Annotated in this window: 21 protein-coding genes and 2 pseudogenes; 13 read left to right on the top strand and 10 right to left on the bottom strand. The window is 72.1% G+C overall.

The window, feature by feature from the left end:
* Positions 1 to 34: 34 nt before the first annotated feature.
* A complete protein-coding gene (gene trhA / locus AC02VZ_RS17020) occupies positions 35 to 736 on the bottom strand; it encodes a PAQR family membrane homeostasis protein TrhA (protein WP_432057257.1) in 702 nt (233 codons plus the stop codon).
* 360 nt (positions 737 to 1,096) lie between these two features.
* Here trhA and AC02VZ_RS17015 point away from each other — a divergent pair, with 360 nt between their 5' ends.
* Positions 1,097 to 2,917, top strand: coding sequence for a phosphoenolpyruvate carboxykinase (GTP) (locus AC02VZ_RS17015; protein WP_432057256.1), 1,821 nt, complete (start codon positions 1,097 to 1,099; stop codon positions 2,915 to 2,917).
* Positions 2,918 to 3,134: 217 nt separating this feature from the next.
* Here the strand turns inward: AC02VZ_RS17015 and AC02VZ_RS17010 are convergent, their stop codons facing one another.
* A complete protein-coding gene (locus tag AC02VZ_RS17010) occupies positions 3,135 to 3,695 on the bottom strand; it encodes an ATP-binding protein (RefSeq protein ID WP_432057255.1) in 561 nt (186 codons plus the stop codon).
* Between the two features lie 146 nt (positions 3,696 to 3,841).
* Here AC02VZ_RS17010 and AC02VZ_RS17005 point away from each other — a divergent pair, with 146 nt between their 5' ends.
* The 4 genes from AC02VZ_RS17005 to AC02VZ_RS16990 all read left to right on the top strand — a co-directional run bounded on the left by AC02VZ_RS17005 (position 3,842) and on the right by AC02VZ_RS16990 (position 7,752).
* Entirely contained in the window at positions 3,842 to 4,696 is an 855-nt protein-coding gene (locus AC02VZ_RS17005) for a helix-turn-helix domain-containing protein (protein ID WP_476475771.1), read from the top strand.
* Complete coding sequence (locus AC02VZ_RS17000; RefSeq protein WP_476475770.1) at positions 4,677 to 4,967, top strand: DUF397 domain-containing protein; 291 nt, start codon at positions 4,677 to 4,679, stop codon at positions 4,965 to 4,967. The genes AC02VZ_RS17005 and AC02VZ_RS17000 overlap by 20 nt, the downstream gene beginning before the upstream one ends.
* A 150-nt stretch (positions 4,968 to 5,117) precedes the next feature.
* Entirely contained in the window at positions 5,118 to 6,140 is a 1,023-nt protein-coding gene (locus tag AC02VZ_RS16995) for a hypothetical protein (RefSeq protein ID WP_476475769.1), read from the top strand.
* Between the two features lie 121 nt (positions 6,141 to 6,261).
* Positions 6,262 to 7,752, top strand: a complete 1,491-nt coding sequence (locus AC02VZ_RS16990) for an AAA family ATPase (RefSeq protein ID WP_476475768.1) — start codon at positions 6,262 to 6,264, stop codon at positions 7,750 to 7,752.
* A 25-nt stretch (positions 7,753 to 7,777) separates the two neighbouring features.
* Here the strand turns inward: AC02VZ_RS16990 and AC02VZ_RS16985 are convergent, their stop codons facing one another.
* Positions 7,778 to 8,365, bottom strand: a complete 588-nt coding sequence (locus AC02VZ_RS16985; RefSeq protein WP_476475767.1) for a hypothetical protein — start codon at positions 8,363 to 8,365, stop codon at positions 7,778 to 7,780.
* Positions 8,362 to 9,345 carry a DUF7224 domain-containing protein gene (locus AC02VZ_RS16980; RefSeq protein WP_476475766.1) on the bottom strand — a complete coding sequence of 328 codons (984 nt, stop codon included), beginning with the start codon at positions 9,343 to 9,345 and terminating at the stop codon, positions 8,362 to 8,364. Before AC02VZ_RS16980 ends, AC02VZ_RS16985 begins: the two co-directional genes overlap by 4 nt.
* A gap of 266 nt (positions 9,346 to 9,611) precedes the next feature.
* On the opposite strand from AC02VZ_RS16980, the gene AC02VZ_RS16975 reads away from it, so the two are divergent.
* Complete coding sequence (locus AC02VZ_RS16975; protein ID WP_476475765.1) at positions 9,612 to 10,019, top strand: hypothetical protein; 408 nt, start codon at positions 9,612 to 9,614, stop codon at positions 10,017 to 10,019.
* Positions 10,020 to 10,258: 239 nt separating this feature from the next.
* Here the strand turns inward: AC02VZ_RS16975 and AC02VZ_RS16970 are convergent, their stop codons facing one another.
* Together AC02VZ_RS16970 and AC02VZ_RS16965 are read right to left on the bottom strand one after the other, a co-directional pair.
* The gene (locus AC02VZ_RS16970; RefSeq protein ID WP_476475764.1) at positions 10,259 to 10,681 is read right to left on the bottom strand and encodes an SCO4983 family protein; all 423 of its coding nucleotides are present in this window, start codon (positions 10,679 to 10,681) and stop codon (positions 10,259 to 10,261) included.
* A gap of 108 nt (positions 10,682 to 10,789) precedes the next feature.
* Positions 10,790 to 12,001 carry a pyridoxal phosphate-dependent aminotransferase gene (locus AC02VZ_RS16965; protein ID WP_476475763.1) on the bottom strand — a complete coding sequence of 404 codons (1,212 nt, stop codon included), beginning with the start codon at positions 11,999 to 12,001 and terminating at the stop codon, positions 10,790 to 10,792.
* Between the two features lie 448 nt (positions 12,002 to 12,449).
* Between AC02VZ_RS16965 and AC02VZ_RS16960 the strand changes: the two genes are divergently transcribed.
* Positions 12,450 to 13,388, top strand: coding sequence for a trypsin-like peptidase domain-containing protein (locus AC02VZ_RS16960; protein WP_432057246.1), 939 nt, complete (start codon positions 12,450 to 12,452; stop codon positions 13,386 to 13,388).
* Between the two features lie 42 nt (positions 13,389 to 13,430).
* On the opposite strand, the gene AC02VZ_RS16955 is transcribed toward AC02VZ_RS16960, so the two are convergent.
* A complete protein-coding gene (locus AC02VZ_RS16955) occupies positions 13,431 to 15,041 on the bottom strand; it encodes an N-acyl-D-amino-acid deacylase family protein (protein ID WP_432057245.1) in 1,611 nt (536 codons plus the stop codon).
* Between the two features lie 13 nt (positions 15,042 to 15,054).
* Complete coding sequence (locus AC02VZ_RS16950; protein ID WP_432057244.1) at positions 15,055 to 16,332, bottom strand: amino acid deaminase; 1,278 nt, start codon at positions 16,330 to 16,332, stop codon at positions 15,055 to 15,057.
* Between the two features lie 135 nt (positions 16,333 to 16,467).
* On the opposite strand from AC02VZ_RS16950, the gene AC02VZ_RS16945 reads away from it, so the two are divergent.
* From AC02VZ_RS16945 to AC02VZ_RS16925, 5 genes and pseudogenes are all read left to right on the top strand, one after another.
* The gene (locus tag AC02VZ_RS16945; RefSeq protein WP_476475762.1) at positions 16,468 to 17,601 is read left to right on the top strand and encodes a sugar kinase; all 1,134 of its coding nucleotides are present in this window, start codon (positions 16,468 to 16,470) and stop codon (positions 17,599 to 17,601) included.
* The gene (locus AC02VZ_RS16940) at positions 17,598 to 18,362 is read left to right on the top strand and encodes an IclR family transcriptional regulator (RefSeq protein ID WP_432057242.1); all 765 of its coding nucleotides are present in this window, start codon (positions 17,598 to 17,600) and stop codon (positions 18,360 to 18,362) included. Before AC02VZ_RS16945 ends, AC02VZ_RS16940 begins: the two co-directional genes overlap by 4 nt.
* A complete protein-coding gene (locus AC02VZ_RS16935; RefSeq protein ID WP_432057241.1) occupies positions 18,359 to 18,769 on the top strand; it encodes a RidA family protein in 411 nt (136 codons plus the stop codon). Before AC02VZ_RS16940 ends, AC02VZ_RS16935 begins: the two co-directional genes overlap by 4 nt.
* A 159-nt stretch (positions 18,770 to 18,928) precedes the next feature.
* Positions 18,929 to 19,437: pseudogene (locus AC02VZ_RS16930) on the top strand (GntT/GntP/DsdX family permease); the annotation flags it as partial.
* A gap of 234 nt (positions 19,438 to 19,671) precedes the next feature.
* Positions 19,672 to 20,349, top strand: a pseudogene (locus AC02VZ_RS16925) (hypothetical protein); the annotation flags it as partial.
* A gap of 196 nt (positions 20,350 to 20,545) precedes the next feature.
* Here the strand turns inward: AC02VZ_RS16925 and AC02VZ_RS16920 are convergent.
* On the bottom strand, positions 20,546 to 22,813 hold the full coding sequence (locus AC02VZ_RS16920; protein WP_476475761.1) for a heavy metal translocating P-type ATPase: 2,268 nt from the start codon (positions 22,811 to 22,813) through the stop codon (positions 20,546 to 20,548).
* Positions 22,814 to 23,212: 399 nt separating this feature from the next.
* Positions 23,213 to 24,556: a M14 family metallopeptidase gene (locus tag AC02VZ_RS16915; protein WP_476475760.1), complete on the bottom strand. Its 1,344-nt coding sequence runs from the start codon at positions 24,554 to 24,556 to the stop codon at positions 23,213 to 23,215.
* 214 nt (positions 24,557 to 24,770) lie between these two features.
* Here AC02VZ_RS16915 and AC02VZ_RS16910 point away from each other — a divergent pair, with 214 nt between their 5' ends.
* The gene (locus tag AC02VZ_RS16910) at positions 24,771 to 26,105 is read left to right on the top strand and encodes an Nramp family divalent metal transporter (protein ID WP_476475759.1); all 1,335 of its coding nucleotides are present in this window, start codon (positions 24,771 to 24,773) and stop codon (positions 26,103 to 26,105) included.
* Positions 26,106 to 26,342: the final 237 nt, after the last annotated feature.

Here is a 26,342-nt window from a genome sequence, read left to right as displayed (position 1 = left end):
GGGCCGGGCCCCCGGGCGGTCCGGCGGGAGCCGGCTAGTACGCGACCAGCGAGATGCCCACGTAGTGGGCGATGAAGGCGGCCAGGGTGAAGGAGTGGAAGACCTCGTGGAAGCCGAACCAGCGCGGTGACGGGTTGGGGCGCTTGATGCCGTAGATGACGCCGCCCGCGCTGTAGAGCAGGCCGCCGACGACGACCAGGACCAGGACGGCGACGCCGCCGGCGCGCAGGAAGTCGGGGAGGTAGAAGACGGCCGCCCAGCCCATCGCGATGTAGCACGGGGTGTAGAGCCAGCGGGGCGCGCCCACCCAGAAGACCCGGAAGAGGATGCCCGCGGCGGCTGCCGCCCAGATGCCCCACAGCAGCCATCGGCCCTTGCTGTCCGGCAGGAGCAGGATCGTGAGCGGGGTGTAGGTGCCGGCGATGATCAGGAAGATGTTGGCGTGGTCCAGGCGGCGCAGGACGCCGTCCATGCGCGGACTCCAGTTGCCCCGGTGGTACAGCGCGCTGACGCCGAACAGCAGGCAGGCGGTCAGGGCGTAGATCCCGCAGGCGATGCGGCCCCGGGTCGAGTCTGCCAGCGCGGTGAGCGTGAGGCCGGCGACCAGGGCGGCGGGGAACATGCCGAGGTGCAGCCAGCCGCGGAGCTTCGGTTTGACCGGGTGCGGCAGGGAAAGTGTCACCGGTCCACGGCCGGTGGAGGTCTCACGGTGTGCGTCGGGGACGAACGCTGTCATGACCCCATCGTACCTACGGGACCGTAAGTTACGGATGAGTGCGAGGCCTTGACCGGTGGGAAGTGGCCATCGTCTCACGCCGTCCGGGGCGGGCGACAGCCCCGGACATCGCCACGGCGGCAGCCCGGGAACCGTCACGCAAAGAATGCGCAAGGTGTCCTCAATGGGTACGTAAAGAGCCGCGGAAAACCGTGGTCATCGTCACGTTGCTCACCTGTGCGCCCCTCTGGACAGATGGGCGCTCGCATCGCATGATCATATGAGTGCGGTCGGTACCGGATGAGCGCCACCCACCGTGAAGCATCCGGGCCGCAGCCCCCACGGGGCCTCCAAACCAAAAACCCTCATTTAGGAGCAATCGTGGCGCGCGACATCGCGGCTCCCAGCGTCCCCACCACCCACCAGGGACTGATCTCCTGGGTCAACGAGATCGCCGACCTGACGCAGCCCGACGCCATCGTCTGGTGCGACGGCTCGGAGGCCGAATACGACCGGCTGTGCGAGGAACTCGTCGCCAAGGGCACCTTCAAGAAGCTGGATCCGATCAAGCGCCCCAACTCCTACTACGCGGCCTCCGACCCCACCGACGTCGCCCGCGTCGAGGACCGGACGTTCATCTGCTCCGAGAAGGAGGAGGACGCCGGCCCCACCAACCACTGGAAGGCCCCCGCCGAGATGCGGGAGATCTTCACCGGGGAGAACGGCCTGTTCCGCGGCTCGATGAAGGGCCGCACCATGTACGTGGTGCCCTTCTGCATGGGCCCTCTCGGCTCGCCGCTCTCGGCGATCGGCGTCGAGATCACCGACTCCGCGTACGTCGCCGTCTCCATGCGCACCATGACCCGCATGGGGCAGCCGGTCCTGGACGAGCTCGGCGACGAGGGCTTCTTCGTCAAGGCCGTGCACTCCGTCGGCGCCCCGCTCGCCGAGGGCCAGGAGGACGTCCCCTGGCCGTGCAGCAGCACCAAGTACATCTCGCACTTCCCCGAGGACCGCGAGATCTGGTCCTACGGCTCCGGCTACGGCGGCAACGCCCTGCTCGGCAAGAAGTGCTACGCGCTGCGCATCGCCTCCGTCATGGCCCGCGACGAGGGCTGGCTCGCCGAGCACATGCTCATCCTGAAGCTGACCCCGCCGCGCGGCGAGTCCAAGTACGTCGCCGCCGCCTTCCCGAGCGCCTGCGGCAAGACCAACCTCGCCATGCTGGAGCCGACCATCCCCGGCTGGACGGTCGAGACCATCGGCGACGACATCGCCTGGATGCGCTTCGGCGAGGACGGCCGCCTCTACGCCATCAACCCCGAGGCCGGCTTCTTCGGCGTCGCCCCCGGCACCGGCGAGCACACCAACGCCAACGCCATGAAGACCCTCTGGGGCAACTCCGTCTTCACCAACGTCGCCCTCACCGACGACGGCGACGTGTGGTGGGAGGGCATGACCGAGGAGGTCCCGGCCCACCTCACCGACTGGAAGGGCAACGACTGGACGCCCGAGTCGGGCACCCCGGCCGCCCACCCCAACGCCCGCTTCACCACCCCCGCCGCGCAGTGCCCGATCATCGCGCCGGAGTGGGAGGACCCCAAGGGCGTGCCGATCTCCGCGATCCTCTTCGGCGGGCGTCGCGCCAGCGCCGTCCCCCTGGTCACGGAGTCCTTCGACTGGAACCACGGCGTCTTCCTCGGCGCCAACGTCGCCAGCGAGAAGACCGCCGCCGCCGAGGGCAAGGTCGGCGAGCTGCGCCGCGACCCCTTCGCCATGCTCCCCTTCTGCGGCTACAACATGGGCGACTACATGGCCCACTGGATCGAGGTCGGCGCCGACAAGGACCAGTCGAAGCTGCCCAAGATCTACTACGTCAACTGGTTCCGCAAGAACGACGAGGGCGCGTTCGTCTGGCCCGGCTTCGGCGAGAACTCCCGCGTCCTGAAGTGGATCGTGGACCGCCTCGACGGCAAGGCCGAGGGCGTCGAGACCCCCATCGGCATCCTGCCGACCAAGGACGCCCTCGACACCGACGGCCTCGACCTCTCCGACAGCGACCTGGAGTTCCTCCTCACCGTCGACAAGGAGGTCTGGCGCGAGGAGGCCGCCCTGGTCCCCGAGCACCTCAACACCTTCGGCGACCACACCCCCAAGGAGCTGTGGGACCAGTACCGCGCGCTGGTGCAGCGCCTGGGCTGAGCCCCCGCCCCCCTGAACCCCGCGGCCGGTCGGTACTCGGTTTGAGGATGCCCTGACCAGCGATCGTCACACCACGACCGGCCGCGGAACCGACCGGCGGGGCCCCGCACAACGGCGTGCGGGGTACCGGACCCGCCGCCGCCCCCCGTCAGCCCCGACGGAGACCGCGGCGGCGGGCCCACCCCCGCCCCTGCGGCACGGCCCGCCCCGCGGGCTTTCACGAACGTGCCGATGGATGACCGAGCGCTCCGGCCGACGGACCCCGTCGACCGGAGCGCTCGGCCGTTGCCGCCGCCGCCGTTGCCGGGGCGGGGTGCCCTGCGGCCCCGGGCACCCCGGCCTCCGCGTCCTGACCGTCCTGACCGTACTGACCGTCCTGACCGTCCTCCGAGAACAGCTCGCACCACACCGTCTTGCAGCCCGGCTCCCGGTCCACCCCCCACCGCACGGCCAGCGCGTGCAGCAGCACCAGCCCCCGGCCCGACTCCGCCTCGGTGCCCGACGCCCCGCACAGCACGGGCAGCACCCCCGGCTCCGGATCCGTCACTCCCACCCGGACCCGCCCGCCGTCCTGCCACACCCGCACCGTCACGGGCACCCCCTCCCCGACATGCCGGACCACATTGGTCACCAGCTCGCTCACACAGAGCTGGACGTCGACCGCGTACGGGCGCAGGGCCCGCCGCAGCCCCGACACGGCCGCCGGGGTGGCGAGCGACTCCAGCGTCAGCGGCGGTCCCACGAAGCGGCCGGCGGCCAGGGGAGGGAGATCGTGCATGGGTTCACACCTTCCAGTGCGCTGTGTGACGAACCGCTCACACTCTGCCGCCGCTCCGCCTAGCGTGACAGTGCTCCGGACTCCCCGCCCCCGACAGGGGAAGCACCGGGCACCGCGCGGCAACGGCACACCCAGGACGGTGAACGATGGGGCAACGCAAGGACATCGACGGCTCGACCGGCGTCCCGACCTTCTACGGCAGCGAGTTGCGCTGGAAACGCGAGGAAGCGGGCCTGACCCTCCAGCAGTTGGTCGAGGGCAGCTTCTACGGCCCCAGCCACCTCAGCGAGATCGAACGCGGCACCCGCCGCATGCCCGCCGAACTGGCCGAACACGTCGACCGCGTCCTCGGCACGGACGGCTTCTTCACCCGGCGGTGCGAGGACGTACGGCGGGCGAAGAGGAAGGGGCACGCGAGCTACTTCGAGCGGGTGCTGGACGCGGAGAAGCACGCGAAGACGATCGAGGAGTGGTGTCCGACCCTCTTGCCCGGGCTGCTGCAGACGGACGCGTACGCTCGTGCGCTCGTGACGGCAGCCATGCCGCTGGCTCAGGACGACGAAGTGGACGAGAAAGTGAGTGCCCGGCTGACACGAGCCCGGCTATTCGACGCGAACCACAAAACGCCGATGTACTGGGCGATCCTGTCCGAGGTGCTGCTGCGACAGCCAATACTGCCACCGGGCCAGTGGGCCGACCAGCTTGATCACATTGTTGAGCTGGCGCGGCGTCGCCGGATCGTTCCACAGATTCTTCCGTGGAACTGCGGGCCGCATCCGCTGATGATGGGCATGGCGAAGATCATGGACTTCCCCGACGCACCCCCACTGGTCTACTTGGAGTCGCAGCACAGCGGGGACACCCTTGACGATCCAGCCCTCGTGGAGGAGTACCGCAGGTCGTACGATCTGCTCAGGGCCGCCGCACTGTCTCCGAAGGCGTCCCTCGCCCTGATGGAGAAGGCGGCTGAGGATGACCGAAATGGCAAGCACCGGGATTGACTTGAGCGCCGCTGTCTGGCGCAGGAGCAGCTACAGCAACGGCACGGGCGGGGATTGCGTCGAGGTGGCCGAGTCGTTCCCCGGAGCCGCCCGCTGGCGCAAGAGCAGCCACAGCAACGGGGACGGCGGCGACTGCCTCGAAGTCTGCGACGCCCACACGGGCGTCGTCCCCGTCCGGGACTCCAAGGTCCCGCACGGCCCCGTGCTGACGGTCACGGCACCGGCGTGGACGACGTTCGTCACCTCCCTCAAGTCCACCTCCCGGGCGTGACGGAGCCGGTCGGCGTCGGCCTCTCGACGCCGACCGGCTGACCTCGGCCCCGGCCCCGGCACGCTGCGGACGGGGCCGGTGGACAGGGAGGGGCCGTACCGTGTGTTCAGCCGGCACCGGAGCGTGCGGCGGCAAGGAGACCTGGGCTTCATGGCACCTACCCACTGGCTGGGCGAACCGCCCGCACAGCGGGACCCGTTGACCGGCTGGGCGCTGTCCCGGCTCGCCTCGGCGGTCGCCGAGGACGTCAGGCTGAACGCGGTCGTCGACGTCACGTCCACGGCACGGGCCGTCGAGGCGGACCTCGACGGACCGTTCGGCGCTCGGGCGGCCGGCAGCCCCGCGACCGGGCGGCCCGGCGAGGCGCAGACGTACCGCCTCACGGACGTCTCGACGCGCGGCTTGCGCGAGGAGGATGCGGGCGAGCCGTGGGCGGTGCTCTTCGACCCCGCCCGTCTGATCCGGGGCATCGGCACCGTGACCGGTGCCCGGCGCGACCATGACGAGGTCGAACTCGCCCTGGCTCCGCATCCGTTGTTCGCCGACCCTGCCGACGACTGGCTGCCGCCCGGTGCCCGAAGGCTGGTGGTGCGACTCGACCCGGGGACCGGTCTGCTCCGGTCCGCCGTGCTTCACGACGACGAGGGCCCTCTGGCCACGGCCCGCGTCCGCGAGGTGCACATCAACGAAGTGCGGTCGGAGGAAATCGCGGGGCAGGTCCTGGCGCGGATGGCCAGGACCCTGGTGGAGCCGGCCCGACTGACGGCCGAGGTCGCCGTGGAGGCCGACCCGCACGAGGACCTGTCCTTCACGCCCGAGCCGTCCGCCCGTTCCTGGACGATCACGGTCGGCCGGGACACCATGAAGGTGTCGGGCGACTACGCCCCGGACGGCACCGGTCCGCTCGCCGCTCGGCTGGCCGAACTGCTGGCACCGGCCCGCATCGTCTCCCACCTGACCCACGCCACGCCCGGCCCCGGCACCTCCGTCCGCAGCGGGATCCGCCCCCTCCGTACGTTCCCGTTCAGCGCCTGGGCCCCGGACGACAGTCTGACCTGCACCTTCGCCGTCGACCCGGACACGGGCGTCCTCCTGCGAGCGGAGGCGACAGCGTCCGGCCACTCGGTCTTCCACCACACGGTCACCGGCGTGCGCACCCAGGCGGGGCGGTGAACGCATTCCCACACGGCCTCCGCATCGAGGATGCGCGGGGAGCCACCCGTAACCAGGGATGTGCCCCTTCGTTTTAGAGACGTACCTCTAAGAGATACGTCTCTAAGAGAGAGGAGGCACGATGGCCAGACCCGCCCCGCGCAGTCTGCCGAGACCCCCGGACATGTTCGACCGGGAGTGGGAGTGGAGCGAGCTGACCGCCTTCGCGACCGCCGCGGGTGCCGGGCCCCGGCTCGGCGTGGTGTCGGGCCGTCGGCGGCAGGGCAAGAGCTTCCTGCTCCAGGCGCTGGCGGACGCGACTGACGGCTTCTATTACGCGGCGGCCGAGGCATCGGCGGCCGAGTCCCTGCGGCTGCTGGGGGAGGCGATCGCACGCTTCACCGGGGCGGCGGTGCCCCCGCGGCCGGAGACCTGGGAACAGGCGCTGACGCTGCTCTTCGGGCTCGCGAAGGACCGGCCGGTGCCCGTCGTGATCGACGAGTTCCCCTACCTGGTGCAGAACGCGCCCGCCCTCCCCTCCCAGTTGCAGGCCGCCCTGGGGGTCCGCTCCGAGCGGCACGGCCGGGAGCGTCCACGGATCCTGCTCTGCGGGAGCGCGATGTCGTTCATGGGCGGCCTGCTCTCCGGAGCCTCACCGCTCTACGGCAGGGCGGGTCTCGACCTGGTCGTGCACTCGCTCGGCTACCGGGAGGCCGCCGACTTCTGGGGCATCCGGGATCCGCGGTTGGCCGTCCTGGTGCACGCCATCGTCGGCGGAACGCCCGCGTACCGCAGGGAGTTCGTCGACGACGACGTGCCGGACGGGCCCGACGACTTCGACGCCTGGGTCTGCCGGACCGTACTCAACCCGGCACGCCCGCTCCACGGCGAGGCCCCCTACCTCCTGGCCGCCGAGCCGGACCTGCGGAACCGGTCGCTCTACCACTCGGTCCTGGCAGCGGTGGCGGGCGGGAACCGCACCAGCGGCGGCATCGCGAGCGCGGTCGGCCGCAAGGCCACGGACATCTCCCTGCCGCTGACCGTCCTGAAGAACTGCGGTCTGCTGACCTCCGAGCCGGACGCGTTCCGCGCCAACCGCGCCACCTACCACGTCGCCGAGCCCCTCGTCACCTTCCACCACGCCGTCGTACGCCCGGAGACGGCGCTGCTGTCCCGTCGCCGTGGACCCGCCACCATGTGGGAACACAGCCGTCCGACGTTCCTCAGCAAGGTCGTCGGTCCCCACTTCGAGCGGTTGTGCCGGGAATGGGTCGAGTGGCACGCGGATGCCGCGACCTTCGGGGACATGCCCATCCAGGTCTCGGCAGGGACCGTCGCCGACCCCGCGAACCGGACCACCCTGGAGGCCGACGTGGTGGTGCACGGAGCGGTGGGCCAGGATCAGGGCATCCTGCTCTCCGTCGGCGAGGCGAAGTGGCACAAGGTGATGCACCTCGGCCACCTACAGCGCCTGCGCCGCATCCTGGAGTTGCTGGAAGCGCGCGGCGTGGACACCAGCCGAGCCCGCCCCGCCTGCTACAGCGGCGCGGGCTTCGCCCCGGAACTGCGCGACGCCGAGAAGCGGGGCGAGGTCGTCCTGGTCGACCTGCACCGGCTCTATCACGGGGCCTGACCCACCCCGGCCCGGCATCGCCCGCCTACTCGTCCGTGCCGCGCCCTCCGTTCCACAGTGGCCCGCGGAAGGACAGCGCCAGACCGATGCCGAAGAGTACGGCCGCGCATCCCGCGGCGAAGGGAGCCGTGCCCTCGTGGAGGGGCCAGGCCCACCAGGCGGACCGGCTTCCGCCCCTCCCGCCCAGCGACACCACGGCGAAGGGCAGGACGGTGGTCAGCGCGAGGGCCGGTCTCGGGGAGGAGAGCCGGCGCAGCACCAGGGCGCAGCCCAGGTATCCGGCGGTGTTCCGGGCGACGGCGAGCCCGTCGGGCACGAACACCGAGGCCAGGAGCAGCACCGCCACCACCGACGTCATCAGGCAGGCGTCCAGCCATCGCACGGGCCGGACCGCCACGGACTCCGACGCCCGATCGGCCCGCGCCTGACCGTGCAGTACGAGCAGTACGGGCAGGAGCGGCACCAGGTAGCGGAAGGGCAGCCCACTCGTCAGGGAGCCCGCCAGGGAGGGCACGGGCACTTCGGCGGCCGGCGCTGCCGACGCCACACCGACGACGACGGCCAGTGCGCCGAGCAGGGCGGGAGCGGAGCGGACCCGCAGCCACCAGTTCACCGGGCACCGCCCCGGTAGGCCGTGGCCGCCAACCGCGGCCGGAGGTCGCACCGCGTGAGCGTGGCGCGGTTCGTGCGGTACCACTGGGCCTGGGCCGTTGCCGGAAGTTGCCGTACGTCCCGCACGAGGGACATCGCCCTGCCTTCGTCGTCGACCCGGTTCGCGACCTCCTCGGGGTCGCCTCCCGCGGTCAGTTCCAGCCACAGGGCGACCGGGGCGTACGCCTCCTCCCCGGGCCACGGCTGTCGTGCGGCGCACTCGGGTGCCGGGTCCGGCATCATGCCGCTCACCAACGTCGTGATCACGTCCGCCCGCGTCGGCCCGGCGAAGGCGGGCGTGTACGTCGTCGGCAACGTGACTCCCGCCTCCTTCAGGCGGCCGGCGGCGTCCGCGACCCACGGACGGAACCTCTCGCCGTCCTCGCTCTGCTCCGGCCAGAGGCACACGCGTACCGGCTCCCCGGCACAGCTGAGCAGACGCGGGTCCCGGCTCGTGGTGGGGTCGTGTCCCAGGGGCGTGACCATGGGTACGGCGAGGGCGAGGGCCGCGGCCACCGGCAGCAACGCCGTGAGCTTCACGGGACGGGTGCGGGCGGCGATCACGATCACCGCGGCCAGGAGGATCCCGGTGGCCACCAAGCCCGGGGCGATCAGGGCACGGGCATCGAGGGTCCGCTCGTAGCTCCACCCCTCGTTGAGATTCGTCCCGTTGAGCTGGCGCAGCCAGAGCGGTTCCATGGCCACGGGATAGCTGAGCCACAGGAAGACCGCCACCGCGACCACGGGGGCGGCCAGCGTCCGGGGCAGCAGCAGCCCCGCGGCGTAGCCCGCCAGGGTGTAGGCCGTCACCAGGAGACCGAGCAGCGCCGGCACCCGGAGATCCGGCCGCCCGGGTCCGCCGACGGCCCGTTCGGCGACGCACACCAGCGCCACCAGTCCGCAGAGAAGTCCGGCCGCCCACACCGTCCGGAGCTGGGACAACGCCACGGCGAGCGGCGAGCGGGCGGGGGCGCCCCCGTCGACCAGCCCGGAACGCCGTCGTCATCGCGTTCGCCAACGGGATCGCCCAACTCGCCTGGCCCAGCCGCAGCGAGTTCAGCGTACTGCTCGAGCCCGAGAGCACTCCCGGAAGGCATAGCTTCCCGCTTGATCCTCCGGCGCCTTCACCGGCCGGTGCCTCGGACGCCGAGAAAATCGCGCACACCTACGCGGCATCCCGTTACCCCGACCAGATGACGGGAGCCTCAGTGAAGACCTTCCCCGTCGGAGACGATGCGGAGTTCGGGTGGGTCACCAGTTGGCGCACGAGCGAAGACGGGGTGCTTCTGCCCAACCGGCTCGACGTTCAGGTGAATCGCGCCGGGAGAATATCTCAGCTCGTCGTCCGTGAGTTCTCGGAGAGTTATGACATTCCGCTTGATCGGATCAGCAAGGGCGCAGCACTGAGGGTGGTGCGGAATGAGACAGGAATCGATCCGGACCACGCGAGCGAACACCTGATAAAACGTGACGGTACATACAAGGTCACCTGGGTGGTGGACGTCTCGCACTCTGCCGATGATGTCGAATCGTTCTTCGTGGACTCGCTCAGCGGCGAAATGATCGACCATATACCGGGGGTTTCCGTGGACCCGGACAGCCGAGGAGCCGTGTGACGCGCTCCCCTTCGTCCTGCTGCACGTCGAAGGATGGAGCACTGCGGAGGGCGGCGACCGTCGATGCGGCGGCGCACCGGAAAGTGGGGATCACCGCCGACCGCGTCGACAGTGTGGAGTCCGTCCGTCCACGGGTATGTCCGCGCCCCTGTCCCCGCGGGCCGTGCATGGCGCCCGGTCCGCGCGTCGCTGCGGGTGCGCGCGGACCGGGGCCGTTCTGGGGAGCCCCGGGGTGGGGCTCAGCGGGACGCGAGTTCGCGCGGCTGGAGGGCGGCGCTGTGGGCGTCCATGCGTTCGGCGGCCAGGATGGCGGCCGCCGTGTCGGCGCGTGAGGCGGCCACGACCAGGGCGCGGCCCGCGAGGGCGTGGGCCCGGCGGTGCAGGGCCGTCGCGTCGGGTTCGCGGCTCTGGGTGGTCGCCGACGCGCGGGCCGGCTTGCGTCCTCCCCGCAGGCGCGTGACCTGGTCCGCCAGCCGGTCGGCCGCGGTGTCCAGGTCGCTCGAAGGGGCCACCACGCGCAGCTCGTCGGTGACGGCGAGCAGGGTACCGAGGTGACCCGCGAGCTGGATGTCCAGCTCTTCCTCGCGGGAGCGGCGGGGGACGTCCTGGGAGGCGCCGGCCATCGTGCTGTGGACCGACTTGCCACGGATCGGTTCGTACATGGATGGCCTCCTGAGTGCTAACAGGAAACCATCCTAGCTTGGATTCAGTCTAAAGTTGAGTCGTTCACAAAAGAGGACGCGATCGGACACGCAGGGTGAGTGCGAGGGTCAGCGCTGGCTGTATCCGTCCAGGAAGCGGCCGATCCGGCCCATCGCGTCCTCCAGGTCGGTGGCAGAGGGGAGGGTCACGACCCGGAAGTGGTCGGGCTCCGGCCAGTTGAAGCCGGTGCCCTGGACGACCATGATCTTCTCGCTGCGCAGCAGGTCCAGGACCATCTGCCGGTCGTCCTCGATCTTGAAGACCTTGGGGTCGAGCCGCGGGAAGAGGTAGAGGGCGCCCTTCGGCTTGATGCAGGTCACACCGGGGATCCGGGTGAGCAGGTCGTAGGCGATGTCCCGCTGCTCGCGCAGCCGGCCGCCGGGCAGGACCAGGTCGTTGATCGTCTGCCGGCCGCTGAGCGCGGCGACCACGCCGTGCTGGCCCGGCATGTTCGCGCACAGGCGCATGTTCGCCAGGACCGTCAGGCCCTCGATGTAGGAGTCGGCGTGTGCGCGGGGGCCCGAGATCGACATCCAGCCCACGCGGTAGCCGGCCACCCGGTACGCCTTCGACATGCCGTTGAAGGTGAGGGTGAGCAGGTCGGGGGCGACGGCGGCGGTCGGGGTGTGGGTGGCCTCGTCGTAGAGGATCTTGTCGTAGATCTCGTCCGAGCAGACCAGCAGGTTGTGGCGGCGGGCGATGTCGGTGAGGCCCTTGATCATGGCCTCGTCGTAGACCGCGCCGGTGGGGTTGTTCGGGTTGATGATCACCAGCGCCTTGGTGCGGTCGGTGATCTTGCGCTCCACGTCGGCGAGGTCCGGCATCCAGTCGGACTGCTCGTCGCAGCGGTAGTGCACCGCCGTGCCGCCGGAGAGCGAGACGGCGGCCGTCCACAGGGGGTAGTCGGGCGCGGGTACCAGGACCTCGTCGCCGTCGTCCAGCAGGCCCTGCATCGCCATCACGATCAGCTCGGAGACGCCGTTGCCGATGAAGACGTGCTCGACGTCGGTCTCGATGCCGAGGGTCTGGTTGTGCATGACGACCGCGCGCCGTGCGGCCAGCAGGCCCTTCGCGTCGCCGTAGCCGTGGGCCGTCGAGACGTTGCGGAGGATGTCCTCCAGGATCTCGGGCGGGCACTCGAAGCCGAAGGCTGCCGGGTTGCCGGTGTTGAGCTTGAGGATGCGGTGGCCTGCCGCTTCCAGCCGCATCGCCTCCTCGAGCACCGGGCCCCGGATCTCGTAACAGACGTTGGCGAGCTTGGTCGACTGGATCACCTGCATGCAGGGAGCTTACGGCCCCCTCGTGCCGTTTGGGCCGTGTTGTTCGCCACGTGAGACGCGTCGGTTCGGGTGGTTTCGTCCTCCGGGTTCCGCTCCGGACTTCGCACGTGGGGCCCGCTCCGGGCCTCCTGTGCGGGTCCTGCTCCGGGCCTCCCTCGCGGGCCCCGCTCCGGCCCTCTCGTGTGGGTCCCGCTCCGGCTTCCTCGCGGGCCCCGCTCCGGTCCGCCCCGCTCCGGTCCGCCCTCTGGGCCGCGCCCGTTCCCTCCCCGCGCCGTCACCACTCCCGCCCGTGACGGTCGCCGCCTCCGCCCCCGTCCCGGGCGCCGCTGATCCGGTCACGGCGGGACGCGCCCTTGTCCCCTCGCCCCTCCGCAATGAGAATGCCCATGACAATTCTGTGGGTGTCCGGAGGATTCCGGGCGCCCAAGTCACCAGAGGGGACCCCCACATGAGACAACCTCTCGTCGTCGCGCTGTGCGCCCTGGCCCTGGCCGGCGTCGGCGCGACCCCCGCGGTCGCCGCCGGGCCCGCCCCCACGGCCCCGGACACGACCGTGACCGCGGACACCGGCCGCACCACCGCCCCGGACGTCGTCGACGGCGCGGCGGCCACCGTGGCGGACGCCGTGTCCGGCCTCACCGCGCCCCGTGCCGCCGCCGTGAACTTCGCCGGGACCGTCGCGCTCAGCAACTGCTCCGGTTCCGTCGTCCGCATGCCCGACTCCGCCGCCGACGCCCCCGCCCTGGTGCTCACCAACGGGCACTGCCTGGAGAGCGGTTTCCCGGCACCCGGCCAGGTCCTCGTCGACCGGCCCTCCAGCCGCACCTTCGGCCTGCTCAACGCCTCCGGCTCCCGGGTCGCCACCCTGCGCGCCGAGCGGCTGGTGTACGCGACGATGACCGACACCGATGCGGCCGTCTACCGCCTCAACCGCACCTACGGGCAGATCCGGAGCGCGTACGGCATCGACGCGCTCACCCTGAACGACACCCGCCCGACGGCCGGGACCGCGATCAGCGTGGTCTCCGGGTACTGGAAGCGGATCTACAACTGCTCCATCGACGGCTTCGTCCACCGCATGCAGGAGGGCGACTGGACCTGGAAGGACTCCGTCCGCTACACCCCCTCCTGCAACACCATCGGCGGCACCTCCGGATCGCCGGTCGTCGACGCCGCCACCGGCAGGGTCGTCGCCGTCAACAACACCGGCAACGAGGACGGGCAGCGCTGCACGGTGAACAACCCCTGCGAGATCGACGAGCAGGGCCGGGTCACCGTCCGCCAGGGCATCAACTACGCCCAGCAGACCTACTGGTTCCCCGGCTGCTTCGGCGCGGACAGCAGGCTGGAGCTGAACACCAGCGGCTGCGTGCTGCCCAAGCCGTGACACCGCGGCCGTAGAGGCCGCATCGGGCAAGGGGGCGGGCGGTCACCGGGGTGTCCGGCGCACCGCCCGTCCTGCCAGCACGTCGGTGCGCCGGCCGTCCTCGATCACGAACCGCCCGTCCACCAGCACGTACGGGATGCCGGTCGGCAGCGTCCGGGGTTCCTCGAAGGTCGAGCCGGCGCCGACCGTCGCCGGGTCGAAGAGCACCAGGTCGGCCCGGTATCCCTCGCGGACCAGCCCGCGGTCCGGCAGCCGCAGCCGGGCGGCCGGGCGCGCGGTCAGGTGGGCCACGCACTCCTCCAGCGAGAGGACCCCCAACTCCCGTACGTAGTGGCCGAGGTAGCGCGGGAAGGTGCCGTAGGCGCGCGGGTGCGGCTTGGCGCCCTGGAGGATGCCGTCCGAGCCGCCGGTGTGCACCCGGTGCCGCATGATCGTCCGGACGTTCTCCTCGTGGCCGACGTGCTGGAGGATCGTCGGCGCCAGCCGGTCCTTCAGCAGCAGCGCGCGCGCCACCGACCAGGGGCTCTCGCCGTGTTCCCGGGCGGAGTCGAGGACCGTGCGGCCCACGTACTCGCCCAGCGCCGGGTCGCCGACGCCGGAGATCTCGATGGTCTCCCACTCCACGGGCACGCCGTGGCAGCCGTCCGAGCCGGTGACCTCCAGGTGGTGGCGGATCCGCTCGGCCGTCTCCTCGTCCGCGAGCCGGCGCAGGGTCTCCTCCGGCCCGCCCTCGCTCGCCCAGCTCGGCAGCAGCGCCACCAGGGTCGTGCAGCCGGGGGTGTAGGGGTAGGTGTCGAGGGTGATGTCCGCCCCGGCGTCCAGGGCCTCGTCCAGCAGGGCCAGCAACTGAGGCGCGCGCCCCTTGTTCTCCCCGAAGTTCATCGTGGCGTGCGCCAGGTGCAGCGGGCAGTCCGCCTCCCGGGCCAGCTCCACCATCTCGGCGTACGCGCCGAGCGCGCCGGCGCCGTAGGAGCGGTGGTGCGGGCAGTAGTAGCCGCCGTACTCGCCCACCACCCGGCACAGCTCGGTGAGTTCGGCGCCCCGGGCGTACATCCCCGGCGTGTACGTCAGCCCCGAGGACAGGCCGACCGCGCCCTGCTCCAGGCCCTCCGCGACCAGGCGCCGCATCCGGTCCAGCTCGGCGGGCGTGGCCTCGCGGTCCTCCCAGCCGACGACGAGCGCGCGGACCGTGCCCTGCGGGATCAGGTACGCGGCGTTGACGGCGATGCCCCGGTCCAGCCGGTCCAGGTACTCGCCGACGGAACGCCAGTCGAAGTCGATGTCGTCCCCGTCGCCGTTCCAGCCGGCGATCGCCCGGCGCACCTCGCCGAGGGTGCGGTCGTCGACCGGCGCGTACGACAGGCCGTCCTGGCCCAGGACCTCCAGGGTGACGCCCTGCGCGGCCTTGGCGCTGTGGTCCGGGTCGCGCAGCAGCGCCAGATCGCTGTGGGCGTGCATGTCGATGAAGCCGGGGGAGAGGGCCAGGCCCTCGGCGTCGATCTCCCGGCGGGCCTTCGGGCGCTGACAGCCCGCGGCCGCGGCCTCCTTGACGATGGAGACGATCCGGCCGCCGTCGACGACCACGTCCGCGCGGTAGGAGTAGTCGCCGGAGCCGTCGACCACCTCCGCGTCCCTGATGACGAGCTCTTCCATGTGCGCGGGCCTCCTAGAAGAACGTGCGGACGTAGTCGACCACCGTGCCGTCGGCCTCCGCCACGGGGATGAGCGCCCACTTGTCGAAGGACGTGCACGGGTGGGACAACCCGAGTCCCACCCAGTCTCCCACCCCCAGGTCGGCCTCCGAGGAGGTCCGCAGCCAGGCGTGCTGGTCGGACAGGCCGGTCACGGTGACCCCGGTGGCCGGGCGTTCGGCGCCGTCCCGGCGCACCACCTGGGCGAACGGCAGGTCCAGGTCGTACGCGGCGTCCCGCTTGCCCGCGTTGAGGAACGCCTGCCCCGGCGCCGGGCGCGAGACGACCTGCGCCCACAGCCGGAACGCCGGTTCCAGGGCGCCCTCCTCCGGGACCCGGTTGAACGGGGTCAGCCGTCGGTAGTGCCCGTCGTCGTGCGAGACGTACGCGCCCGAGCGCAGCACCTTCAGTACGGGCGCCGACAGTTCGGGGACCTCCGCGAAGACGTCGGCGACCGCGTCGAACCAGGCGCTGCCGCCCGCGCTCACCACGATCCCGTCCAGCCCGGCGAACCGCCCCGCCCGGTCGAAGTCCGCGGCCAGCGCCACCAGCCGCCGCAGCCAGGCCCGTACCCGCTCCGGGTCGGCGTCCGGCACCTCGCCCTCGTACCCGGCGACCCCGGCGAGCCGCAGCCCGCGCGCGGCGGCCACGGCGTCGGCGACGGCGGCGCACTCCTCCTCGGTGCGCACGCCCGTCCGGGCGCCCTCCCCGGCGGCCAGTTCGACGACCACGTCCACCGGGCGGGCGGCCCCGGCGAGCGCCGCGTCCATCAGCTCGACGCCGCGCACGGAGTCGACGTAGCAGAGGAAGCGGAACTCCGGGTCGGCGTCCTGCTCGGCGGCGATCCACCGCAGGGCGGCGGCGTCCACCAGCTCGTTGGCCAGGAAGACCCGCCGGACGCCGAACGCCCGCGCCACCCGCACCTGGTGGGGGACGGCCAGGGTGATGCCCCAGGCGCCGTGGTCGATCTGCCGCCGGAACAGCTGCGGGGCCATGGAGGTCTTGCCGTGCGGGGCGAAGGCCAGCCCGTGGCGAGCCGCGTAGGTCTCCATCAGGCGCAGGTTGTGCTCCAGCCGCTCCGCGGACAGGGCGAGCACGGGGGTGGTGAAGCCGCCGGTGAACAGGTTGCGGCGCTGCGCGGCCAGTTCGCCGACGGTGAGGCCGGCCGCGTCCGGCGGGAGGCCCTTGAAGCGGTGGTCGACGCGTTCCTCCCGGAGTCGGGCGAGCGCCTCGGAGCCGGTGCCGGAGACCATCGGAACCTCCCTGATCAGGTGTGTTGCATTGACTGCAACACTCGTTGCGTATATCACTCACCGCTGTCTAGCATCTCGGCCCAGCGGGGTCAACGGACACCGCCCCGCCCCACCGCCCCGAGGAGCCCCGCCATCGTGACCGCCACCGGACCCGGCAACGCCCCCGGCGCCCAGGAGGCCGTCGGCACCACCGACGCCCCGCACGGCACCGACGCCGTCGACGCCGTCGACATGGTCGACGTGGTCGCGCTCGGCGAGTCCATGGTGGCGTTCCGGCCCGTCCGGCCCGGCCGCCTCGCCGACGTCCCCGCCTTCGACCGGGGCATCGGCGGCGCGGAGTCCAACGTGGCCTGCGTCCTCGCCGCGGCCGGCCACACCACGCGGTGGGTCGGCCGGGTCGGCGCCGACGGCTTCGGCGACCACCTCGTCGAGGCCATCGGCGCGCACGGCGTCGACGTGTCCCACGTGCGGCGCGACCCGGACCGCCCCACCGGCGTCTACTTCCGCACGGCCGGCGACCGGTCGACCGACGCCCACGAGGTCGCCTACTACCGGGCGGGCTCCGCCGCCTCCGCGATGTCCCCGGAGGGCGTGGACCCGGCCGCCGTGCGCGCCGGGCGGATCCTGCACCTGTCCGGCATCACGGCCGCCCTCTCCGACGGCTGCCGGGACCTGATGCGGGACCTGACCGCGCGCCGCCCCGGACGGCCCCTGGTCTCCTTCGACGTCAACCACCGCCCCGGCCTGTGGCGCGACGGACACGGCCCCGAGGTGCTGCTGGACCTGGCGCGCGGGGCGGACATCGTCTTCGTGGGCGACGACGAGGCACGCGAGGCGTGGGGCCTGCGCGGGGCCCGCGCGGTGCGGGAGGCCCTGCCCGAACCGCGCCTCGTCGTCGTCAAGCAGGGCCGGGACGGGGCCGTCGCCCTGGAACGGGACCCCGACGGCCGCCCGGACGCCGACGGCACCGTGACCTTCGTGCCCGCCCTGCACGTCGACGTCGTCGCCGCCGTCGGCGCCGGCGACGCGTTCGCCGCCGGCTTCCTCTCCGCCACCCTGCGGGGCCTGCCCGTACGGGACCGGCTCCGCCACGGGCACCTCACGGCCGCCGCCGCCCTCACCGCCCCCGGCGACCTCGCCCCGCCGCCCGCCCGCGCCCTGGCCGACCGCCTCGCCGCCCTGGACGACACCGCGTGGGGGAGACTGCGACTCGGCCCCGGCTGGACCCGAGCCGACGAAGAGGCCGACGAGGAGGTACGCACCCCATGAGCCAGACCGTCGACCGCGCGCTGAGCATCCTGCCGCTGCTCGCGGAGGGACCCGCCGACCTCGGCCAGGTCGCCGACCGCCTCGGCGTCCACAAGTCCACGGCCCTGCGCCTGCTGCGCACCCTGCACGAACACGGGCTCGTCTACCGCCAGTCCGACCAGCGCTACCGCCTCGGCGCCCGCCTCTTCGCCCTCGCCCAGGAGGCGATGGAGAACCTCGACGTCCGCGAGATCGCCCACCCCCACCTCGCCCGGCTCAACGAGCGCTGCGGCCACACCGTGCACCTCGCCGTCCACGAGGAGAACGAGGTCCTCTACATCGACAAGGTCGAGAGCCGCTACCCGGTGCGCATGTACTCGCGGATCGGCAAGCCCGTCGCCATCACCGTCGCCGCCGTCGCCAAACTGCTCCTGGCCGACCTGCCCGAGCACGAGCGCCGCGCCCTCGCGGAGAAGCTCGACTACCCCATGTACACACCCCGTTCGACACCCAACGCGGCCGCGTTCCTGCGCGAGCTGGCCACGGTGCGCGAACAGGGCTGGGCCACCGACCTCGGCGGCCACGAGGAGTCCATCAACTGCGTCGCCGCCCCGATCCGCGGGGCCGACGGCCGGGTGGTCGCCGCGATGTCGGTGTCCGCGCCGAACGTCGTCGTCACCGCCGACGAACTCCTCACCCTGCTCCCGCTGGTGCGCCGCACGGCGGACGCCATCAGCGGCGAGTACTCCGGCCGAACTCCAGTGAAGGACACCCCCGCATGACCGAGAAGACCGCGCTCACCCCGCCCACGCACACCACCCCGCCCGCGAAGTTCTCGCACGGGGTGCGCAAGGGCAACATCCTCCAGGTCGCCGGTCAGGTCGGCTTCCTCCCGGCCGAGGAGGGCAAGCCTCCGACGCCCGCCGGCCCCACCCTGCGCGAGCAGACCCTCCAGACCCTCGCCAACGTCAAGGCCATCCTCGAAGAGGGCGGCGCGACCTGGGACGACGTGATGATGATCCGCGTCTACCTCACCGACGTCGGTCACTTCGCCGAGATGAACGACCTCTACAACACCTACTTCGAGGAGCAGGGCCTCACCCAGCCCCCGGCCGCCCGCACGACGGTCTACGTCGGTCTGCCCGCCGGCCTCCTCATCGAGATCGACGCGCTCGCCGTCCTCGGCTGACCCGCGTCCCCCCTCACCCCCGTCTGCCACCCCCACCCCCCGTCTGCCACCCCCACCCCCTCGCAGTCGTCCGGCACGGCGCCCCCGCACACCCCGCGGACGCCGTGCCGCGATCCCCCCTGCCCGAAAACCCCATGCCCTTATCCAGAGGACCCCCGCATGTCCCACCCGTACCTCCCGCTCGCCGCCCCCGCGGCGGACGGAGCGCCGCCCCACACCGGCGGACTGCTCCTGCTCGTCGACGGCACCGCCGGCCTGCTCACGGTCGCCGCCCTCGGCATCGCGCTCCTGCTCTTCCTGACATCAAGGTCAGACTCCAGCCGTTCGTGGCCCTGCTCGGCGTCTCCATAGCCGTCGGCCTGGCGGCCGGGCTCTCGGTCACCGAACTCTTCGGCACGGTCCAGCGCTCGGACGCGGTGTCCACCATCGAAAGCGGCATGGGCGGCATCCTCGGCCACGTCGCGATCATCATCGGCCTGGGCACCATGCTCGGCGCGATCCTCGAGGTCAGTGGGGGCGCCGAGGTCCTGGCGGGCCGGCTGCTCGGCCTGTTCGGCGAGAAGCGCGCCCCCCTCGCCATGGGCCTCACCGGCCTCATCTTCGGCATCCCGGTCTTCTTCGACGTCGGCATCTTCGTCCTCGCGCCGATCGTCTACGCCGCCGCCAAGCTCCCCCAGGACTCCGACGAGCTACTTCGGCATCAGCGAGCGCGACACGCTCAAGACGTGGACCGTCCTGGAGAGCGTCCTCTCGGTGGCCGGCTTCCTGGTCGCGGCGGCGCTCAGCCTGGTCGTGTGAGGGCCGGGGCCGCGGTGAGCGGACGGCCGTCCGTGTAGGCGTCCGATAACGAAGTCGGGGGCTGGCTGTGCCCGGCACAGGTTTGTCGACCATACTGCTCCGCTGTGGAGCAGCAGCGCATTGGTTCGAGCAGCCAGCCCCTGGAAGGCGCCGGATTCGACCCGGCCTTCATCCCCGGGCTCACCGCACCCGTGTCCGGCCGGGAGGAGGACACCCGGCCCGGGAAGGACCGTCCCGGTGAGCCGGAGGAGGCCAACGGCACGGTGAACTCCGGCAGTTCCTCACCGGAGGCGCGTGATGCGGTCCCGGGCACGGAGGCGGGGGAGCCGGACGGGGCCGAGGAGGACGCGGACGCCGTCCCCGACGGCCCGGTCTTCGAGGCGTCCGACCGCCGCGCCACCATCGTCGCCGACCACCGGGGCGTCCGGCTGCGGCTGGACGACCAGGAGTGCGAGTTCCGCTGGGACGAGATCGGCGCGGTGGAGACGGCGACCGCCCGCTTCGGCAAGCGCTACACCGTCACCGTCCACACCCCGGACCGGCGCTGGTACCCCATCGAGATCGAGGCCCCGTCCCGCCGCCGGTTCGCCGAGTGGGACACCGAGTTGGACGCGGTCCTCGACGCCTACTTCGACGACGGCGAGGAGCCGGACGGGGACGCGGGCAGGGACGGGGACGCGGAGACGGACGCCACCGCGAAGACGGATTCGGGCGCGGAAGCGAAGACGGACGCGGACCCGGACGCGAAGACGGACACGGGCGTGGATGCCTCGGAGTCCTCCGACGAGTCCGGCGCGGACGAGTCCGGCGCCGAGGAGCCCGACGGCTCCAAGGGCCCCACGGTCGTCAAGAAGGCGGAGGACTCCAGGAGTTCCAAGGGCTCCAAGGGCTCCAAGGGCTCCAAGGAGCCGGTGAAGCCGAACACGTCGAAGAAGTAGGGCGCCGTGAGCCCCGGGGTCGCTCGCCCCGGGGCTCCGGTCAGCTCAGGGGCTTGAAGCCCCGCAGCCGCAGGCTGTTGCCGACGACGAAGACCGAGGAGAAGGCCATCGCGGCCCCGGCGATCATCGGGTTGAGCAGCCCGGCCGCGGCCAGCGGCAGCGCGGCGACGTTGTAGGCGAAGGCCCAGAACAGGTTGGTCCGGATGGTCCCCAGGGTCCGGCGGGCCAGCCGGATCGCGTCGGCGGCCACCCGCAGGTCGCCGCGGACCAGGGTCAGGTCGCCGGCCTCGATCGCCACGTCGGTGCCGGTGCCCATGGCCAGGCCCAGGTCGGCGCGGGCGAGCGCCGCCGCGTCGTTGACGCCGTCGCCGACCATGGCCACCGAGCGGCCCTCGTCCTGGAGCCGCTGGACGACGGCCACCTTGTCCTCCGGCATCACCTCCGCGATCACCTCGTCGATGCCGACCTCGGCCGCCACCGTCCGGGCGACGGCCTCGTTGTCGCCGGTGAGCAGGATCGGCGTCAGGCCCAGCGCCCGGAGCCGGGCGACCGCCTCCGCGCTGGTGTCCTTCACCGCGTCGGCGACCTCCAGGACCGCGCGGGCCTCGCCGTCCCAGGCGACCGTGACGGCGGTGCGCCCGGCGGCCTCGGCGTCCGCCCTGGCGCGGGCCAGCGCCTCGGGCAGCTCCAGGGACCACTCGCGCAGCAGCTTCTCCCGTCCGACCAGGACCGCGTGCCCGTCGACGACGCCCTGCACCCCGAGACCGGGAACGTTGCGGAAGTCCTCCACGGCGGGCAGGGTGCCGACCCGCTCGGCCGCGCCCGCGGACACGGCCCGGGCGATCGGGTGCTCGGAGGCGTGCTCCAGGGCGCCCGCGAGGCGCAGCACGTCCTTCTCGTCGGTGCCGTCGGCGGTGTGCACGGCCAGCAGGGTCATCCGGCCGGTGGTGACGGTGCCGGTCTTGTCGAGGACGACGGTGTCGACGGCGCGGGTGCTCTCCAGCACCTCCGGGCCCTTGATGAGGATGCCGAGCTGGGCGCCCCGCCCGGTGCCGACCATCAGCGCGGTCGGGGTGGCCAGGCCGAGGGCGCAGGGGCAGGCGATGATCAGGACCGCGACGGCGGCGGTGAACGCGGCCGTCGCCCCCGCTCCGTTGCCCAGCCAGAAGCCGAGCGTGCCGAGGGACAGGGCGATGACGACCGGGACGAAGACCGCCGAGATGCGGTCCGCGAGCCGCTGGGCGGCGGCCTTGCCGTTCTGGGCGTCCTCGACGAGCTTCGCCATCCGGGCGAGCTGGGTGTCGGCGCCGACCCGGGTGGCCTCGACGACCAGCCGCCCGCCGGCGTTCACCGTGGCGCCGGTGACCGCGTCCCCGACGGTGACCTCGACCGGGACGGACTCGCCGGTCAGCATGGAGGCGTCGACCGCCGAGGTGCCCTCGACCACCGTGCCGTCGGTGGCGATCTTCTCGCCGGGCCGGACCAGGAAGCGGTCGCCGGTGGTCAGCTCGCCGACCGGGATCTCTTCCTCCCGCCCGCCGCGCAGCACGGTGACGTCCTTGGCGCCGAGCTCCATCAGCGCCCGCAGGGCGGCCCCGGCCCGCCGCTTGGAGCGGGCCTCGAAGTAGCGGCCGGCCAGGATGAACGCGGTCACCCCGGCGGCGGCCTCCAGGTAGATGTTGGCGGAGCCGTCGCCGCGGGCGATGGTCAGCTCGAAGGGGTGGGTCATGCCGGGCGTGCCGGCGGTGCCGAAGAACAGCGCCCACACCGACCACAGGAAGGCGGCCGACACACCGACCGAGACCAGGGTGTCCATGGTGGCCGCACCGTGCCGCGCGTTGGTGAACGCGGCGCGGTGGAAGGGCCAGGCGGCGTAGGTGACGACCGGGGCGGCCAGGGTCAGGGACAGCCACTGCCAGTACTCGAACTGCCAGGCCGGGACCATCGCCAGGACGATCACCGGCACGCTCAGCACCACCGCGGTGATCAGCCGCTCCCGCAGCGGCCGCAGCTCGTCCGGGGCGGAGTCGTCCGCCCCGGCGTCGCCGGTGCCCGCCCCCTGGCCGCGCGCCGGTTCCGGGCGGGGTTCGTGGGCGGTGTAGCCGGTGGCCTCCACCGTGGCGATCAGGTCGGCGACGGCGACGTCCCCGCCGTAGCTGACCTTCGCCTTCTCGGTGGCGTAGTTGACGGTGGCGGTGACGCCCTCCATCCGGTTGAGCTTCTTCTCCACGCGGGCGGCGCACGAGGCACAGGTCATGCCGCCGATCGCGAGTTCGACCTCGGCCTGGTCCGGGACGGTGGTGGCCATCGCTGCTGCTCCTGGTGCCGGTTCGGGGGCGGTGCCTGTGGTGGGAGTACCCCTTGGGGGTATTCTACTCCCCACTGTATACCCCCGGGGGGTACTGGCCAAGGGGGGCGTCGGCCCCGGGGCGCACACACGGCGAAGGCCCCTGCGCGCCCGACGAAGGCCCCTCCGCACCCGACTGAGATCCCCCGCTCGCGACGAGGTCCATGCCCGCGCGACGAAGGGCAGCACAAGGGCCCCTCCTCGTCGCGCGAGGAGGGGCCCGGTGTCGGACGGCGGCCGGCCCGGGTACCGCTGTCCGCGGTACTGGGCCCGCCCGGTCTCAGGCGCCGGCGGGCCTGCGTCCCGCTGTCCGCGGTACTGCGCCCGCCCGGTCTCAGGCGGCGGCCGGCCTGCGTACCACTATCCGCAGTACTGCGCCTCCTTGCCGATCGAGCGGTACATGCAGTCCGCGTTCTCCAGCAGCTGGAGCACCGCGTCCCGGTTGCGGGAGGTCTCCCGCTCGATCACCTCGTCGGGCGGGTAGAAGCCGCCGCTCCACGAGGAGCGCGGGTACATCTCGAAGGTGTAGCCGAAGATCTTGTGCGCGCCCCACAGGTAGTCGTCGATCGACCCGTCGGTGATGTACAGGTCGCTGGACTGCTGCGCGGTGTAGCCGTTGCTCGCGGCCATCTTCTGTCCGACGGTCCGGAACGCGGCGTGGTCGTCCGCCGTCATCCCGGTGGTGGTGTCGGAGTAGGTGTAGCCGAAGGGCCACAGCACCAGCTCGCTGTACGTGTGGAAGTCGATGCCGGCGGTGATCTGCTGCTTCCCGCCCACGACCCGGCTGCGTACGAAGTCCGCGACGACCTTCACCTCGGGTGCCGACTCCGGTGCCGAACCCCGGTACGTCTCCGAGGACTTGCTGCCCGAGGAGCCGCCGCAGCAGCCCCAGCGGTAGTCCCAGTTGCGGTTCAGGTCCGTGCCGACGGCCGACGAACCGGCGTTCGGCTGCCGGTTCTTGCGCCACGAGCGGTAGGAGCCGGTGGCGATGTCGTACTCGCCGCCGTCCGGGTTGAGGTCCGGGACGATCCAGATCTCGCGGTTGTTCACGAGGTTCGTGATCCGGGAGTCGCTGCCGTAGCCCGCGCCGAGCTCCCGCAGCAGGTACAGGGCCATCTCGACGGTCAGGTGCTCGCGCGCGTGCTGGTGGTGGGTGAACAGCACCTCGGGTTCGTTCTCGTCCGTGGCCACGTTGTCGCTGATCTTGATCGCGACGATGTCCCGGCCCTGGTAGGACTTCCCGATCACCCGCTTGCTCATGATGCCCGGGTGCGCGGCCAGCCGCTGGTCGATCTCGGCGTTCATCTCCGCGTAGTTGTGGTAGCGGGAGTCCGCCGACGGGAAGTCGTACAGCCGCACGCCGTCCGAGCCGGACGACCGGTCGGGGGCGGCGCCCAACGGCGTGACGTCGTAGCCCTGTCGGCGCAGGGCGCGGATCTGGTCGGCCCGGCCGGAGACCACCACGGTCTCCTCGTCGGCCTCGTCCACGCTGACGCCGGAGCGCTGGATGGCCGTGCGGGTCAGGGGAGTGGTGTGCCGGTGGATCTCGTACTGGCGGATGTCGTCGGCGGAGGGGGTGGCCGGCGGGGCCTTCGCGCTGTCGGCCCCGGCCTCGGGCGCCGTGAGCGCCAGGGGAGCCGCGAGGGCGAGGGCGATCAGGGCGGCGAGGACGCCGGGGCGTCTGCCGCGGGGGCGAAGTCGCATGAAGTCTCCTCGTGGGAGGTGGGGGTGGTTCATGGCGACGTGCGTGGTGCGGTGGGCTCATGGTCGGGGCATGACATGATCAGGTCAAGAAGGTGGGTGAAAGGCGAAGAACCTCGCCCCGACCGGCGGGGAGGCAGCCGCCGACCAGGTGCATCCCGTGAAGACGCCCGCACGCCCTCTTGTCGGCCCCCGGCCCGTCCGCTTTCCTGCGCCCATGGCGGACACCACGGGAAACACCGGGACCCCCCAGGACACCCGAGCGCTCCACGCATCCGACTCCCCGTCCCGCAGATCCAGTTGGCGGCACATCGGGCCCGGCATCGTCGTCGCGGCGACCGGTGTGGGCGCCGGTGACCTCGTCGCCACCCTCATCGCGGGCAGCAACTTCGGCTACACCCTGCTGTGGGCGGCCGTCGTCGGCTGCCTGGTCAAGATCTCCCTCGCCGAGGCGGCCGGCCGCTGGCACCTGTCCACCGGCCGCACCCTCTTCGACGGCTGGGCCCAACTCGGCCGCTGGACCACGTACTTCTTCGGCGTCTACGTCGTCGTCTGGGGCTTCGTCTACGGCGCCGCGGCCATGTCGTCCAGTGCCCTGCCCCTGCAGGCCCTCTTCCCCGGCGTGATGGAGCTGGAGGGCTGGGGCATCGCCTGCGCCCTGGTGGGCCTGGTGTTCGTCTGGTTCAACCGGTACGCCGTCTTCGAGAAGGTCATGACCGTCCTGGTCGGCGTCATGTTCGTGGTGACCGTCTACCTCGCGGTCCGCGTCGCCCCGCACCTCGGCGACGCCTTCGCCGGCCTCCTGCCGGTGCTCCCCGACGCGACCGACTCGGTCCTCAACACCCTCGGCCTGATCGGCGGCGTCGGCGGCACCATCACGCTCGCCGCGTACGGCTACTGGGTGAACGCCAAGGGCTGGACCGACAGCGGGTGGATGAAGGTGATGCGCCTGGACAACCGGGTCGCCTACCTCACCACCGGCGTCTTCGTCGTCGCCATGCTCGTCGTCGGCGCCGAACTCCTGCACTCCGCCGGCCTCGCCATCGCCTCCGGCGACAAGGGGCTGATCCAGCTCGGCGACATCCTGGAGGACCGCTACGGCTCCGCCACCGCCACCTTCTTCCTGATCGGCTTCTTCGCCACCTCGTTCACCTCGCTGATCGGCGTGTGGCACGGCGTCAGCCTGATGTTCGCCGACTTCGTGACGCGCGGCCGGAAGCAGGCCGCCGCCTCCCGGGGCGAGGACTTCGCCTCCGGGCGCCCCGAGAAGTCCTGGCCGTTCCGCGCCTACCTGCTGTGGCTGACCTTCCCGCCGATGATCCTGCTCTTCCAGGGCCAGCCCTTCCGCCTGATCATCGTCTACGGCGTACTGGGCGCGGCCTTCATGCCGTTCCTCGCCCTCACCCTGGTCCGGCTCCTCAACTCCGACCGCACCCCCCGGGAATGGCGCAACGGCCCGCTCAGCAACGCCATGCTGGTCCTCGCCGGACTGCTGTTCCTGGTCCTCGCCGTGAAGCAGATCTGGGACCAGCCGTGGGCGGAGTTCTTCTAGGGCGGAGTGCCGGGACGGCCTCCGGGGCGGCCGGGCGCCCGCAGCACAGCGGCCCCGCTCGGTGAGCCGTGCGATCCGCCCGGAAGGCCGCCGTGGCCGGCGTCCTGCGCGCCGGCGGCCCTTCGACCGCCCCGTTACCTTCTAGACGGCCTCGATCATGAGGCTCCCGGCCTTCTGGCCCGGCATGACTTTTGCCCCCTGTCGACCATGACCCGGGGGGTGGTGTCACCGGGCCGG

Source organism: Streptomyces sp. 3-6, from assembly GCF_056323165.1.
This window is presented reverse-complemented; position numbering and strand designations above follow the sequence as displayed.

Coding starts and splice junctions, on each gene's coding strand:
- trhA (WP_432057257.1), bottom strand. CDS start 736: ATGACAGCGTTCGTCCCCGACGCACACCGTGAGACCTCCACCGGCCGT.
- AC02VZ_RS17010 (WP_432057255.1), bottom strand. CDS start 3,695: ATGCACGATCTCCCTCCCCTGGCCGCCGGCCGCTTCGTGGGACCGCCG.
- AC02VZ_RS17005 (WP_476475771.1), top strand. CDS start 3,842: ATGGGGCAACGCAAGGACATCGACGGCTCGACCGGCGTCCCGACCTTC.
- AC02VZ_RS17000 (WP_476475770.1), top strand. CDS start 4,677: ATGGCAAGCACCGGGATTGACTTGAGCGCCGCTGTCTGGCGCAGGAGC.
- AC02VZ_RS16995 (WP_476475769.1), top strand. CDS start 5,118: ATGGCACCTACCCACTGGCTGGGCGAACCGCCCGCACAGCGGGACCCG.
- AC02VZ_RS16990 (WP_476475768.1), top strand. CDS start 6,262: ATGGCCAGACCCGCCCCGCGCAGTCTGCCGAGACCCCCGGACATGTTC.
- AC02VZ_RS16970 (WP_476475764.1), bottom strand. CDS start 10,681: ATGTACGAACCGATCCGTGGCAAGTCGGTCCACAGCACGATGGCCGGC.
- AC02VZ_RS16965 (WP_476475763.1), bottom strand. CDS start 12,001: ATGCAGGTGATCCAGTCGACCAAGCTCGCCAACGTCTGTTACGAGATC.
- AC02VZ_RS16960 (WP_432057246.1), top strand. CDS start 12,450: ATGAGACAACCTCTCGTCGTCGCGCTGTGCGCCCTGGCCCTGGCCGGC.
- AC02VZ_RS16955 (WP_432057245.1), bottom strand. CDS start 15,041: ATGGAAGAGCTCGTCATCAGGGACGCGGAGGTGGTCGACGGCTCCGGC.
- AC02VZ_RS16950 (WP_432057244.1), bottom strand. CDS start 16,332: ATGGTCTCCGGCACCGGCTCCGAGGCGCTCGCCCGACTCCGGGAGGAA.
- AC02VZ_RS16940 (WP_432057242.1), top strand. CDS start 17,598: ATGAGCCAGACCGTCGACCGCGCGCTGAGCATCCTGCCGCTGCTCGCG.
- AC02VZ_RS16935 (WP_432057241.1), top strand. CDS start 18,359: ATGACCGAGAAGACCGCGCTCACCCCGCCCACGCACACCACCCCGCCC.
- AC02VZ_RS16920 (WP_476475761.1), bottom strand. CDS start 22,813: ATGGCCACCACCGTCCCGGACCAGGCCGAGGTCGAACTCGCGATCGGC.
- AC02VZ_RS16915 (WP_476475760.1), bottom strand. CDS start 24,556: ATGCGACTTCGCCCCCGCGGCAGACGCCCCGGCGTCCTCGCCGCCCTG.
- AC02VZ_RS16910 (WP_476475759.1), top strand. CDS start 24,771: ATGGCGGACACCACGGGAAACACCGGGACCCCCCAGGACACCCGAGCG.